General features: G+C 64.6%; 15 protein-coding genes. 8 read left to right on the forward strand and 7 right to left on the reverse strand.

What is annotated here, in order from left to right:
* The first annotated feature begins 49 nt into the window (after positions 1–49).
* The 3 genes from XH88_RS04745 to XH88_RS04755 all read left to right on the forward strand — a co-directional run bounded on the left by XH88_RS04745 (position 50) and on the right by XH88_RS04755 (position 2,193).
* Entirely contained in the window at positions 50–307 is a 258-nt protein-coding gene (locus XH88_RS04745; RefSeq protein WP_194476190.1) for a hypothetical protein, read from the forward strand.
* A gap of 90 nt (positions 308–397) precedes the next feature.
* The gene (locus XH88_RS04750; RefSeq protein WP_271614237.1) at positions 398–901 is read left to right on the forward strand and encodes an SMI1/KNR4 family protein; all 504 of its coding nucleotides are present in this window, start codon (positions 398–400) and stop codon (positions 899–901) included.
* A gap of 203 nt (positions 902–1,104) precedes the next feature.
* Positions 1,105–2,193, forward strand: coding sequence for a TRAP transporter substrate-binding protein (locus tag XH88_RS04755; RefSeq protein WP_271614238.1), 1,089 nt, complete (start codon positions 1,105–1,107; stop codon positions 2,191–2,193).
* Positions 2,194–2,264: 71 nt separating this feature from the next.
* On the opposite strand, the gene XH88_RS04760 is transcribed toward XH88_RS04755, so the two are convergent.
* The 6 genes from XH88_RS04760 to XH88_RS04785 form a co-directional block, all read right to left on the reverse strand.
* Positions 2,265–3,047 carry an ABC transporter ATP-binding protein gene (locus XH88_RS04760; RefSeq protein WP_271614239.1) on the reverse strand — a complete coding sequence of 261 codons (783 nt, stop codon included), beginning with the start codon at positions 3,045–3,047 and terminating at the stop codon, positions 2,265–2,267.
* Positions 3,035–4,090 (reverse strand): dihydrodipicolinate synthase family protein, encoded by a 1,056-nt coding sequence (locus XH88_RS04765; protein ID WP_271614240.1) that lies wholly within the window; start codon positions 4,088–4,090, stop codon positions 3,035–3,037. The genes XH88_RS04760 and XH88_RS04765 overlap by 13 nt, the downstream gene beginning before the upstream one ends.
* A 6-nt stretch (positions 4,091–4,096) precedes the next feature.
* Positions 4,097–4,918 carry a GNAT family N-acetyltransferase gene (locus XH88_RS04770; protein ID WP_271614241.1) on the reverse strand — a complete coding sequence of 274 codons (822 nt, stop codon included), beginning with the start codon at positions 4,916–4,918 and terminating at the stop codon, positions 4,097–4,099.
* Positions 4,905–5,942: an NAD-dependent epimerase/dehydratase family protein gene (locus XH88_RS04775; RefSeq protein ID WP_271614242.1), complete on the reverse strand. Its 1,038-nt coding sequence runs from the start codon at positions 5,940–5,942 to the stop codon at positions 4,905–4,907. Before XH88_RS04775 ends, XH88_RS04770 begins: the two co-directional genes overlap by 14 nt.
* A gap of 14 nt (positions 5,943–5,956) precedes the next feature.
* On the reverse strand, positions 5,957–6,727 hold the full coding sequence (locus XH88_RS04780) for an ABC transporter permease (protein ID WP_271614243.1): 771 nt from the start codon (positions 6,725–6,727) through the stop codon (positions 5,957–5,959).
* A gap of 82 nt (positions 6,728–6,809) precedes the next feature.
* Positions 6,810–7,457: a TetR/AcrR family transcriptional regulator gene (locus XH88_RS04785; protein ID WP_333909230.1), complete on the reverse strand. Its 648-nt coding sequence runs from the start codon at positions 7,455–7,457 to the stop codon at positions 6,810–6,812.
* A 100-nt stretch (positions 7,458–7,557) separates the two neighbouring features.
* Here XH88_RS04785 and XH88_RS04790 point away from each other — a divergent pair, with 100 nt between their 5' ends.
* The 5 genes from XH88_RS04790 to XH88_RS04810 all read left to right on the forward strand — a co-directional run bounded on the left by XH88_RS04790 (position 7,558) and on the right by XH88_RS04810 (position 10,964).
* A complete protein-coding gene (locus XH88_RS04790; RefSeq protein WP_271614245.1) occupies positions 7,558–8,562 on the forward strand; it encodes an ABC transporter substrate-binding protein in 1,005 nt (334 codons plus the stop codon).
* A gap of 229 nt (positions 8,563–8,791) precedes the next feature.
* Positions 8,792–9,490, forward strand: a complete 699-nt coding sequence (gene minC, locus XH88_RS04795) for a septum site-determining protein MinC (RefSeq protein WP_271614246.1) — start codon at positions 8,792–8,794, stop codon at positions 9,488–9,490.
* 19 nt (positions 9,491–9,509) lie between these two features.
* Positions 9,510–10,325, forward strand: coding sequence for a septum site-determining protein MinD (minD, locus tag XH88_RS04800; RefSeq protein ID WP_209961598.1), 816 nt, complete (start codon positions 9,510–9,512; stop codon positions 10,323–10,325).
* A complete protein-coding gene (gene minE / locus XH88_RS04805; RefSeq protein ID WP_028136732.1) occupies positions 10,322–10,603 on the forward strand; it encodes a cell division topological specificity factor MinE in 282 nt (93 codons plus the stop codon). Before minD ends, minE begins: the two co-directional genes overlap by 4 nt.
* 175 nt (positions 10,604–10,778) lie before the next feature.
* Complete coding sequence (locus XH88_RS04810; protein ID WP_271614247.1) at positions 10,779–10,964, forward strand: hypothetical protein; 186 nt, start codon at positions 10,779–10,781, stop codon at positions 10,962–10,964.
* 373 nt (positions 10,965–11,337) lie between these two features.
* Here the strand turns inward: XH88_RS04810 and XH88_RS04820 are convergent, their stop codons facing one another.
* Positions 11,338–11,730, reverse strand: coding sequence for a hypothetical protein (locus tag XH88_RS04820; RefSeq protein ID WP_271614249.1), 393 nt, complete (start codon positions 11,728–11,730; stop codon positions 11,338–11,340).
* Between the last annotated feature and the right edge of the window lie 99 nt (positions 11,731–11,829).

Here is an 11,829-nt window from a genome sequence, read left to right on the forward strand (position 1 = left end):
GGGGCTGCCGTTTTCCCTTCGTTAAGCCGTTGTCGTTCAGAAGCAGCCCATGAGTGATCCAGCAAGCTCCGAGACCCCGCTGCGCACGACGTTCAAGATCAAGTTGAACGGCGACACGCTGGCGATCGCGACCGTCGGCCAGGCCTATCAATTCCTCACCAACTTCAAATCTGTCGAGTGGATGGAATTCCGCTCGCTGCATGATGACGCCGTCCACGCGCTGGAGGGCGCCGCCGGCAACGCCATGCTCGCCGTCCAGGCGACGAATGCGGTACGGGCGCTGTTCGTGAGCGCGAAGCTGCTCTGAAGCTGACGTTTTTCCTCATCATGACCTCGAACCGGCATCCCTGCGGCCGCGACGAAGTCGTGGCGCGCGCACGCGCCGAGGAGCGAACGCATGGACACTGCCAAATTCATCGCGGGCATCGATAGCGCCGCAGCCGAGCCGCCGACGGAGGCTGGGCTCGTGTCGTTCGAGCAGATCCTCGGGTGCCGTCTGCCGGATGATTATCGCCGCTTTTTGCTGGCCTGCGCCGGGGGCTATTGCGGCGGCTCGGCGGAATTCAATTGGCCGCAGGGCCATTGGGCCGGCGCGGTGCAGATGGTGTTCGGCCTGCGGCAGGACGATCCGGACAGCTCACTGCTCGCTCACCGTCAGGCGCCGCGATGGCCGATGGTCGATGAGCTCTTGTCGATCATGAGCGATCACGGCGGCAATCCGATCTGCATGACGATCGACAAGGAGCATTTCGGCCAGATCTGGGTCATCGACCACGAAGTTGCCGAGTACGAGAATCCGTGGACACTCGCGGACGCGATCTCCGACGAATGGGGCTACATCCAGCCAATTGCGCCGACGTTCGGCGATTTCATCGCGGGGCTGTACGAGCGGGCGACGTGAGGTCGCGCGGCGCCACCGAGGCAAGCGCGGCGCTTTGTCGAGGACGCCTGAGCCGATCCGCGAGGCCATGCCGCAGTGGCCGGATTCAGATCGCCCCTCCTTTAGCATGACTTGAACTGCATTGCCGGAACGGGCAAACGGTCCGCTAAGACGGTGGCTGACGCCGCTCGTTTCAAGCCTGACGTCAAGAAAGAGAGCCCATCATGAAACGCCGTACATTCCTCCGGGGCGGCGCGGTTGCCGGCGCGACGACGCTGGTTGCTGCCCCTGCGATCGCGCAGAGCGCACCCGAGATCAAATGGCGCCTGACCTCGAGCTTCCCGAAGTCGCTCGACACCATCTACGGCACGGCGCAGACGTTTGCGAAATATGTTGCTGAAGCCACCGACAACAAATTCCAGATCCAGACCTTTGCGGCTGGCGAGATCGTTCCCGGTCTCCAGGCGCTCGATGCCGTCAGCGTCGCCACCGTCGAGATGGCGCAGACGCCGCTCTATTTCTACATCGGCAAGGAGCCGGCACTGGCCTACGCCACCGGTGCTCCGTTCGGCATGAATCATCGTCACCAGGAATCCTGGTGGCACTTTGGTGGTGGCGCCGACCTCGCCAACGAGGCGCTGAAGCCGTTCAAGGCCCACGCCATTCTCTGCGGTAATTCCGGCACCCAGATGGGCGGCTGGTTCCGCAAGGAGATCAAGACGGTCGACGATCTCAAGGGCCTCAAATTCCGGATCGCCGGGATGGGCGGCCATGTGCTGGCGCGGCTCGGCGTCGTCCCACAGCAGATCGCGGGTGGCGACATCTATCCGGCGCTGGAGAAGGGCACGATCGACGCGGTCGAGTTCGTCGGCCCCTACGACGACGAGAAGCTCGGCTTCCACAAAGTCGCCAAATACTACTACTTCCCCGGCTGGTGGGAGGGCGGTGCCATGCTGCACATGATCGTCAATGACGAGAAGTGGGCGAGCTTGCCGAAGCAATACCAGGCGATCGTCAATCAGGCGGCCTCGGCCGCCGGCGCCTGGATGCTCGAGAAATATGACAGCGTGAATCCGGCGGCGCTGAAGCGGCTGATCGCAGGCGGCGCGGAGCTGAAGGCGTTCCCGCAGCCGGTGCTGGAAGCCTGCTACAATGCGACCCAGGAGCACCTGAATGAACTCGCCGGCAAGAGCGATCTGTTCAAGCGCACCAAGGACAGCCACGACGCGTATATGAAGGAATTGCTGTTCTATACGCAGATCGCGGAGAATTTTTACGACAACTATCTGCTCAGCAAGATGCGCAAGGGCTGAGCCCGCATCGGGACAGCGCGGCCGGCGTGCATCCCAGCATCCGGCCGCGACCGTGTGCTCGGTGCCGCCCCTCAGGTGGCGCCGAGGCCGAGCTTGGCATAGATGCGCCTTGCATAGGCGCCGAATGCGTCCGTCGTCTTCAACGGCAGGTCGCGGGGGAAGGGCAGGTCGATCGGGAAATAGTCGGCCATCTTCGCAGGGCCCGCGGTCAGCACCGCGCAATGCGAGGACAGGAACACGGCTTCCTGGATCGAATGCGTCACGAAGACGATGGTCTTGCCGCTCTCGCGCCAGATCCGCAGCATCTCCAGATTCATCTGCTCGCGCGTCAACGCGTCCAGCGCGCCGAACGGCTCGTCCATCAGGATCAGCTTCGGATCGTGGATGAAGGCGCGCGCAATGGCGCTACGCTGCTGCATGCCGCCGGAGAGTTCTCGCGGATATTTCTGCTCATAGCCGGCAAGTCCGACCAGGTTGAGCAGATCCCGCGCCCGCTCGCGCGCGGCCTTCATTGGCAGGCCGACGATCTCGGCCGGCAGCAGCACGTTGTCCAGGATGGTGCGCCATTTCAGCAGAAGCGCCTGCTGGAACACCATGCCGATGTCGCGACTGGGATCGAATGGGCTATTGGCATTGCCGATTGTCACCGTGCCGCCGTCGGCATTGTGCAGGCCGGCCAGAATCTTCATCACGGTGGTCTTGCCGCAGCCGGATGGGCCGACCAGCGACACCAGCTCACCTTCCTGCACGTCCATCGTGACGTCGGACACCGCCAGAAACTCAGTGCCGCCGCTGCGATAAACCTTTCGGACGCCTTGCAGGCTGATGAAGGGTTTTGAGCTCATGAAAGCCATTTGCTCAAATTGGCGGCGACGAAGGCATCGTCGCTGAGGTCGGCGTGCTCGCGCGTGACGCGATCGATCTCGTCTTTCTGACCCGGGCTGAGACCTTCGTTGGGATCGAGGCACCACAGGCCCTGCATCAGGCCCTGGCGCCGCAGGATTTCGTGGCAGCCTGCGATGCAGCCATGGAAATTGTTGGCGACGTCGAAGAAGGCGCTGTTGCAATCGGTGACGCGGGCATCGAGCGCGAGCAGATCGGCCGGCACGCTGTCCTTGTGCCGCGCCGCCTTGCAGCGCTCGAACAGCTTGACGGCGCTCGCGGTCCAGACCGACCAGTGGCCGAGCAGGCCGCCTTTGAAATAGGTGCGGGTGGTGACGCCGTTGTCGCGCAGGTCGAACGGCAGCATGAGATCGAGGAGGATGTGATCGTCATTGCCGGTGTAGAGCGCAACGCGGTCGAGCGCGCCGGCGGCGGCGACGCCGCGCAGCACGTCGAGCGTGCGATAGCGGTTGAACGGTGCGATCTTGATCGCGATCACGTTGTCGATCGCGGCAAAGTGTTGCCAGAAGCGGCTCGACAGGATGACGCCGCCGACGGCTGGCTGCAGGTAGAAGCCGACCAGCGGGAACTCGGCGGCGACCGCCGTGCAATGCGCGATGATCTCGTCTTCGGAGGCGCTCTTCATCGCGGCGAGGCTGAGCAGGCCGGCGTGATAGCCGATGTCGCGCGCAGTGCGGGCTTCGGCGGTTGCCTGCCGGGTCGGGCCGGCGAGGCCCGCGACCATCGCGAGCGGCCGCTGGGTCCAGCTTGCCGCCGTCTCGGCAGCTAGCTCCAGCACCGGGCGGTAAAGGCCGATGTCGCGGATCGCGAATTGCGTCGTGTGCACACCGACGGCAAGACCGCCGGAGCCGGCATCGATGTAGTAGCGCGTCAGCGCACGCTGATGCGTCTCGTCGAGCCGGCGCTCGGCGGTAAGCGCAAGCGGATGCGCCGGTAGCACGGTGCCCTCGGCAATCAGCTTGCGGATGTCGCTGTCGATCTGGCTGTGGTGCATGGTGTCCTATCCGAATTCAGGGCCGGCGACGGCGAATGGCATTTCATCGCCCGCAGCGGTGGCGGGACCGAACCGCATGCGCTGGAACGGCCGTTCGATGGTCCAGCCCGAGGCGGTCAAGCCTTCCAGGAATGCGGCTTGCGGGGCGACCGCGTCGATCAACAGCGGCGCTTTCTCAGATCGCGCGATGGCATGAACCAGCGCCAGCGCGTCGGCGGCATTGTCCGCAAACAGTGGGCCGACATGGCGCGCGGTCCTGCCGTCGCGGGTCAGGGCGATCGCCCCGCGCGTGGCAGCGACGCGCGAGCCCGAGCGCTGCGCAAAGGCGGTGAGAAGGGCGCTACGGTCGAAGCCGGTTGCGCGCAGGTCCCGTGCGCAGAGCGCATCCAGCGATGCGGCCGGCGGTGGTGGCGCGGGGAGGCGCGTCGGCATGACCAATTTCAACCTGCGCAATTGCAGGGTCGGCGTGAATCCGAGCGGCCCGTAAACCGCGACGCCTTCGGGCGTCGCGTCGAGCCAGCTGGTCAGGCCGTTCTTGCGTGCCGTCTCCAGGCAGGCATCGACGAGGCGCGTCGCGAGGCCGCGCCGGCGGTGGCTTGATGTCACCAGCACCATGCTGATCCAGGCGTTGTTGCCGGAGTAGGGCAGCAGCGCGGCGGTTGCGACCAGCAGAGCGCCGGTGCGGATGCCGAAGACGACGCCGTCGCGCAAGAAGATGCGCCAATCCTCTTCGGTCTGGTTCCAGTGCGCTTCCGTCGACAGCACGAGCCCGGCCATGGCATCCTCGGGACCGAGCTTGATGACGGCGGGTCCGTCAGTAGCGGCCATCGCGCACCTCGTATTTGGTCGGCTTGCCGAGGCTCGGCATGGCGCGGGAGACCCAGTCGGCGGTCCATGCGATCAGCTGCTCGGTGTCCACCACGGGCCGGCCGAACAGCTTCACGGCTTGCGAGGTATCCGTCAGCCACGCCGTCGCCTCTTCCGTGCCTGTTAGCACCGGCGCGCGGCCGAAGCGGGCGCCGAACTTTTGTGCGAGATCGCGAACGGCCAAAATCTCGTCGCCGCTGACATTGATCGGCGAGGTCGGCGCCGTGCAATGCGCCAGGCATCGCAGTGCCTGCGCGGACGCATCGCCCTGCCAGATGAAATTGACATGGCCGAGACTGACGTCAATCGGCGTACCGCTGAGCACCCTGGTTGCGATGTCGTGCAGCACGCCGTAGCGCATGTCGATCGCGTAATTGAGCCGGAGCAGCCGGCCCGGCGTTCCGAACTTGTGCGAGAAATACTCGAACATGCGCTCGCGCCCGACACAGGACTGGGCGTATTCGCCGGGCGGGTTCGGCGCCATGTCCTCGGTCGAGCCTTTGCCGTCGACCGGCACGAAGGGATAGACGCAGCCGGTCGAGAACGCCACGATCCGGGACGACGCGAAGGCCTGCGCGACGAGCGCCGGCACGTGCGCATTCATCGCCCAGGTCAGCGACAGATCGCCCTCGGCGCCGAACTTGCGGCCGGCCATGAAGACGATGTTCGGCGCCTTCGGCAGAGCGTTGATCGCGGCCTCATCCAGCAGGTCGCAATTGATGGTCTCGACCCCGCGCGCATGTAGCCAGTCCTTGACGCTTGCGTCGCTGAAGCGGGCGACGCCGATGACCCGCCGTTCGGGGGCGGCAGCTTTCGCCAGTCCCGCCAGCGTCGGTCCCATCTTGCCGGCGACGCCGAGGATCATGATGTCGCCCTCGACCTTATTGAGATCGTCGATCAGCGCCTGCGTCGGCCGGCAGAGAAGATCGTCGAGGGCTGCGATATCGGAGATCGTCTTCGGCAGCGTCTGGCGGGTGAGCAGCATCGATTGGTCCTTCGTCAGGTTTGCCTGGCATCGCCCACGACGAACGTGCGTTCGAGGGCGAGCACGAGACCGTAGAGAGCGACGCCGAGCAGGGTCAGCAGCGCGACCGCCATCACCATCGCGGGCGTGTCGAGCGAGGACTGTACCTGGATCATGAGGTAGCCGAGCCCGCGCTCGGAAGCGATGAATTCGCCGACAATGGCACCGGCCACCGCGAGAATGGCACCGACCTTCATGCCGGAGAAGATGTAAGGCAGCGAACCCGGAAGCTGGATCTTGCGGAACAGCGTCCAGCGCGACCCGCGCAGCGATTTGACCAGATCGAGCAGATCAGGCTCGACCTCGCGCAGGCCGCGCGCGGTGGTGAGCAGGATCGGGAAGAAGCAGATGCTGAAGGCGATCAGGATGTTCGGCACGATGCCGTAGGAGAACCAGACGATGAAGAGCGGGCCGAGCGCGACTTTCGGGATCATGTTCAGTGTCACGAACAGCGGCAACAGCACGAGGCTGACGAGCGGCGCCCAACTGAAGACCACTGCGAGGGCGATGCCGACGACGGCGCCGAGCGCGAAGCCGCCGAGGATCTCGATCGCCGTCACCAGCGTATTGGCGCCCCAGGCATAGCTCGCGGTGCCCAGCGTCTGCACCGTCGCGAGCGGCGAGGGCAGGATGAATTTCGGCACGTGGAAGGCGTCGACCGCGACCTGCCAGAGCACGAGCACGGCGAGGTGTACGATCAGGATGATCGCAAAGCTCCGTGCCGGACTTGCTCCGCGAGCGGTCACCTGTTGCTCCCCGTTGCCGTGGCCCCACTGCCACGGCGGCGAGCCTAACCGGCCTTCCGCCAACTTTCAACCATTTGGTTGATTACGGCCGGAGCGACTGCAGCACGAGATCGACGACATGCCGGCGGCGGGCGCGGCGGGCGGTGCGGCTCGACAGGTCCTTGCCGAAGATCGCCGACAGCGTCGGCGTGTTGGAGAAGAAGAAATAGCTGAGGCCCGCGATGGAGATGTAGAGCTGGACGGGATCTATCCCGTTGCGGAACAGGCCCGAACGGACGCCTTCATGCAGGATGTGGGAAACGCTCTTGACCAGCGGGGAATGCATCGCCTCCAGCCGCGTGGAGCCGCGGACGTGACGGGCGCCCCCGCGGTTCTCGTCGTTCAAGAGCACGATAAAATCAGGGTTTGCAGCCAAGTGATCGAACGAGGCCTCGATCAGGCGGCGGATCGCCTTGTCCGGCGGCAGGCCTTCGAGATTGAGCTTGCGCTCCTGCTCGCGGATGTCCTCATAAACCCATTCGAGCACAGCGAGGTAGAGCGCGTCCTTGTCGCCGAAATAATGATAGACCAGCTGCTTGTTGACGCCGGCGCGCTCCGCGATCTCGTCGACGCGGGCACCCGCAAAGCCATGCCTAGCAAACTCCAGGCGCGCCGCGGTGAGCAACTTCTTACGGGTGGCCACGGGGTCGCGCCGCTGCGGCGCGGTGTCGCCTGATCGTTTTGCCGGCATTTCCAACCAAACAGTTGACAAGTTGAGGATGGGCTTGTTGCATTGGTAGCCTCACATGGGGAGAGCGACAAGGCGGGTCGCGGGATCGAGGAGAGATGCGATGAAGCATTTGCAGGCGGCTTTTGTGGCCCTGATGCTCGGTGTACCGGCGGCGCCAGCGAGCGCGGGCGAGGCGGTCAACCTGATCCTGAACTGGACGCCGACGGCCGACCACTCGCCGTATTACTATGCCAAGGCGCAGGGCTGGTACGAGAAGGCCGGCATCGACCTCACCATCGAGACCGGCAAAGGCTCCGGCGTCTCCGCGGCCAAGGTCGGGTCGGGCGGCTCGCCGTTCGGCGTCGCCGATCTCGCCACGATGCTGGTGGCCAGGAGCAAGGGCGCCGACGCGGTCGCGGTGATGAGTGTCTATGCCAACACCGGACAAACGTTCTACTGGCTGAAGAGCTACGGCGTGAACGGCGTGAAGGATTTTGCCGGCCACAAGATCGGCAATCCACCGGGCGATGCCTCGCGCGTGATGTGGCCGGCCTTTGCAAAGGCAGCCGGTCTCGCGCCTGACTCGGTCGGGTTCGTCAATGTCGGGCCGACCGCGAAGATCGCCGCGCTGAAGAGCCACACCGTTGACATCATCAGCGACTTCTACAACGAGCACGATCTCAAGGTGATCGAGTTCGGATCCGATCTCGGCTACGTCAACTGGAAGGACATCGGCCTCAACCCTTACGGCAATTCGCTGATCGTCAACGGTGCCTATCTGCAGAAGAACCCGAAGCTGGTCGAGGATTTCGTGCGCGTGACGCAGAAGGCCTTTGCGGCCTGCGTTGCCGACGTCACCCCGTGCCTGAAGGCGCTGCTCGATCAGGTCTCCGGCCTCGACAAGGAGAACCAGGAGCGCCAGTGGGAGCGCATCAAGGTTTTGATGACGGATGAATTCACGACGACGAAGGCACTCGGCTGGATCGATGGCGAGCGGATGAAGAAGGATTACGATCTGGTCCAGACCTATCTCGGCATGGAAAAGCCGTTCGATGTCTCGACGGCGTTCACGACCAAGATGCTCGACTTGAGCATCAAGATGGATGCGAGCAAGGTGAAGAAGTAGGGGGCGCGGAAACGCTCGCCTCATGCTCTGGTGTCATGCCCCGCGACGGCGGGGCATCCAGTAGGCCGCGGCCTTTCGATCGCCCCACAACCGTCTCGAAGTACTGGATCGTCCGCCTTCGCGGACGATGACGGTTTGGGGGCACGTAACCGCACGGAGAAATTAACCGGCTATTAACCATATCGGCGGCATCGTTAACCATTCAATAACAGGGAACGAGTCGGCCGCCATGGAGGCCCTAGCAAAACCTCAACGCCAGATGGTGCGCCTGCGCGGACGCTCCTATGTGGCCTTCGTGTTCGTGCCGACGGTTCCGATCCAGGACTGGCTCCTGGAGATCGACGCCACCATTGCGCGGTCGCCGGGTTTCTTTGCCGGCCGGCCCGTGGTGGTCGACCTGTCCTCGGTCGATCTCAGTCAGTCCGGCATCGGCCATCTGCTCACCAGCCTGCAGGACCGCAACATCCGTGTGCTCGGTATCGAAGGCGTGGAGGAGGACCGGCTGACGCCGTCCATGCCGCCGCTGCTGTCGGGCGGGCGGAGCTGCGTGGTCGAGCAGGGTGCTCCCAAGAAATCCGAGGCGAAGCCCGAGGCCAAGCCGACCTCGCTGCTGCTCGAGAGCCCCGTGCGCTCCGGCCAGACCGTGATCTTCCCGGAAGGCGATGTCACGATTCTGGGCTCGGTCGGATCCGGCGCCGAGGTCGTCGCCGGCGGCTCCATCCACATCTACGGCGCACTCCGCGGCCGCGCCATGGCGGGCGTGAACGGTCACACGAGCGCGCGCATCTATTGTCAGAAGATCGAGGCCGAACTGCTTGCAATCGATGGGTTTTATCAGACTGCCGACGACATCGACGCCGCCTTGCGTGGCCGGCCGGCCCAGGCCTGGCTGCAGGGGAATACCATGCGAATTACAGCGCTGAACTGACCAGAAGGAGATATTTGAGATGGCCAAGGTACTGGTCGTGACATCAGGCAAGGGCGGGGTCGGCAAGACCACGACAACCGCCGCACTGGGAGCTGCACTGGCGCAACGCGGCGACAAGGTCGTCGTCGTCGATTTCGACGTCGGCCTGCGCAACCTCGACCTCGTGATGGGCGCCGAACGCCGCGTGGTGTTCGACCTCATCAACGTGGTGCAGGGCGTTGCGAAACTCCCGCAGGCGCTGATCAAGGACAAGCGGCTGGAGAATTTGTGGCTGCTGCCGGCCTCGCAAACCCGCGACAAGGATGCGTTGACCGAAGAGGGCGTGGCCAAGGTCATCGCGGACTTGCGCAGTCGCTTCGATTGGGTGATCTGCGACAGCCCGGCCGGCATCGAGCGCGGCGCCTCGATGGCGATGCGTTTTGCGGACGAGGCCGTGATCGTGACCAATCCGGAAGTCTCCTCGGTGCGCGATTCCGACCGCATCATCGGGATGCTGGATTCCAAGACCGTGCGGGCCGAGAAAGGCGAGCGCGTCGAGAAGCACATTCTCATCACCCGCTACGATCCCTCGCGCGCCGCCCGCGGCGAGATGCTGACCATCGACGACATCCTCGAAATTCTCGCAACCCCCTTGCTCGGCATCATTCCCGAGAGCCAGGACGTGCTGAAGGCCTCCAACGTCGGTACGCCGGTGACGCTATCGAACGCCGACGGCGCACCGGCGCGGGCCTATATCGACGCGGCGCGGCGGCTGTGCGGCGACACCGTGCCGATGCAGGTGCCGACCGAGCGCAAGGGCTTCATGGATCGTCTGCTGCGACGGAGGGCTGCATGAGCATGGGTCTGCTTCGGCTTCTCCGCGGCAACAAGGCTTCCGCACCCGTCGCACGCGAACGGCTGCAGATCCTGCTTGCCCATGAACGTGGGATGCGTGGCCAGCCCGACCTGCTCGGGGTGCTGCGTGAGGAAATTCTCGCGGTCGTCTCCAAGCACGTCACGCTGGACCCGACCAAGGTCATTGTCCGACTCGAGCGCGGCGACGAGGTCTCGACCCTGGAGGTCGATATCGAGGTGCCCAACGATTTCGAGCGTAAGAAAGCGGCGGTCGCGTAAGCGGGCGCAGCCGCCGGATTCCGTCTTGGGGTGGGTGAGAGGGCGGTCCGCTGGGCATGGCGGGCCGCCTTTTGCTATTTGACATGAACGCCGCGGAACGCGGCCCGGGGCTCAGTCGTTGTGAGACACCCCGCGCGAGCGATGCGCCGCGGGGTCGTCAAACCGGAGAGCGCCCATGATGTCCGAGGTCCAGGTTCACACCATCGCCCGGCAGATGCTGGAACGGCACGGTTTCGCTGCAATTGCGAAGGCCGCCGAGCAGGCTCAGCTCTGCGAGGGCCGCGGCGACGCGGATGAGGCCAAGGAATGGCGTCACATCGCCGATGCCATGAAGATTATGCGCGGGCCTGCCCATAGCTAAGATGCGCCAGCAGTCGGCTCAGCGCTCCTCATGATCGGTTCCTTGGGTGGGAGTTCGGTGGTGCGTCTGCGGCTGCGCCCGCTCCCCGGTCTCCTTGCAGGGGAGCGGTTCCCAAGAGCCGTCCGGACCTTGCTGATAAGCGCTGCAGGATGAGGACGAGGTCGATTTGTCCTCGCCGCTCTGGGCGGCGTTGTTCCTCGCCGAGGCCGGGGCGGTCAGGGCGGCGCTGATCGCGAGAGCACCGGCGAAAACAAGAAGGGCATTCCGCATGGGGTTCTCCTATTCAAAGAGGCCGCATGCTGCCGAGGATTGTGACGATTATTGGCCGCGGCGAGGGTTCCGACGCGGCAGGCTTAATGTCTGGAAAACGGGGCTAGCCGCCCTTGCTGCGGATCAGGCCAGCCAGGCTGGTCTTCTGCTTTTCGCACCAGTTGCTCATGCCGAGCCGGCGCTGGTCGAGATCGGTCATCTGAGTCGCGACCGCGACCTCCGCCATGATGTCGTCGGGCTGCTTCTCGCCCATCTTGCCGCCGGTGTGCATCCAGGCAATCGCCTTGCGCACCTGCTCGGTGGTGCCGTCGGGAAGCTGCATCTGCTGTGCCCTCTGGACCAGATCCTGGTAGGCGACGTCCGTGTTCGGGCATTCGACCTTGGCGGCAAAGGCCTGCAGGACCAACGTCACATAGGTCGAGCGCGTGTGGTCGTCAGCCGCCTGGGCGGGAGCTGCGATCAGCAACAGGCCTGCCATCAGCAAGGGGTAGCGCATCCTTGGGTCCTCCACGTTTTTTTGGGAGGCTAGCGTCCGGCGAGCCGCTCTGCAATGGTCGTTGGGGTGGATTGTCGCCCGTTCGTCGGGCGCGCGAAA

Source organism: Bradyrhizobium sp. CCBAU 51627, from assembly GCF_028128765.1.
Taxonomy (GTDB): domain Bacteria; phylum Pseudomonadota; class Alphaproteobacteria; order Rhizobiales; family Xanthobacteraceae; genus Bradyrhizobium.

Excerpts from the sequence above, each read along its gene's own strand:
- minC (WP_271614246.1), top strand. The coding sequence starts at position 8,792 with ATGGAGGCCCTAGCAAAACCTCAACGCCAGATGGTGCGCCTGCGCGGA.
- XH88_RS04785 (WP_333909230.1), bottom strand. The coding sequence starts at position 7,457 with ATGCCGGCAAAACGATCAGGCGACACCGCGCCGCAGCGGCGCGACCCC.
- XH88_RS04760 (WP_271614239.1), bottom strand. The coding sequence starts at position 3,047 with ATGGCTTTCATGAGCTCAAAACCCTTCATCAGCCTGCAAGGCGTCCGA.
- XH88_RS04820 (WP_271614249.1), bottom strand. The coding sequence starts at position 11,730 with ATGCGCTACCCCTTGCTGATGGCAGGCCTGTTGCTGATCGCAGCTCCC.
- XH88_RS04765 (WP_271614240.1), bottom strand. The coding sequence starts at position 4,090 with ATGCACCACAGCCAGATCGACAGCGACATCCGCAAGCTGATTGCCGAG.
- XH88_RS04755 (WP_271614238.1), top strand. The coding sequence starts at position 1,105 with ATGAAACGCCGTACATTCCTCCGGGGCGGCGCGGTTGCCGGCGCGACG.
- minD (WP_209961598.1), top strand. The coding sequence starts at position 9,510 with ATGGCCAAGGTACTGGTCGTGACATCAGGCAAGGGCGGGGTCGGCAAG.
- XH88_RS04790 (WP_271614245.1), top strand. The coding sequence starts at position 7,558 with ATGAAGCATTTGCAGGCGGCTTTTGTGGCCCTGATGCTCGGTGTACCG.
- XH88_RS04770 (WP_271614241.1), bottom strand. The coding sequence starts at position 4,918 with ATGGCCGCTACTGACGGACCCGCCGTCATCAAGCTCGGTCCCGAGGAT.
- XH88_RS04775 (WP_271614242.1), bottom strand. The coding sequence starts at position 5,942 with ATGCTGCTCACCCGCCAGACGCTGCCGAAGACGATCTCCGATATCGCA.
- XH88_RS04810 (WP_271614247.1), top strand. The coding sequence starts at position 10,779 with ATGATGTCCGAGGTCCAGGTTCACACCATCGCCCGGCAGATGCTGGAA.
- XH88_RS04745 (WP_194476190.1), top strand. The coding sequence starts at position 50 with ATGAGTGATCCAGCAAGCTCCGAGACCCCGCTGCGCACGACGTTCAAG.
- minE (WP_028136732.1), top strand. The coding sequence starts at position 10,322 with ATGAGCATGGGTCTGCTTCGGCTTCTCCGCGGCAACAAGGCTTCCGCA.
- XH88_RS04750 (WP_271614237.1), top strand. The coding sequence starts at position 398 with ATGGACACTGCCAAATTCATCGCGGGCATCGATAGCGCCGCAGCCGAG.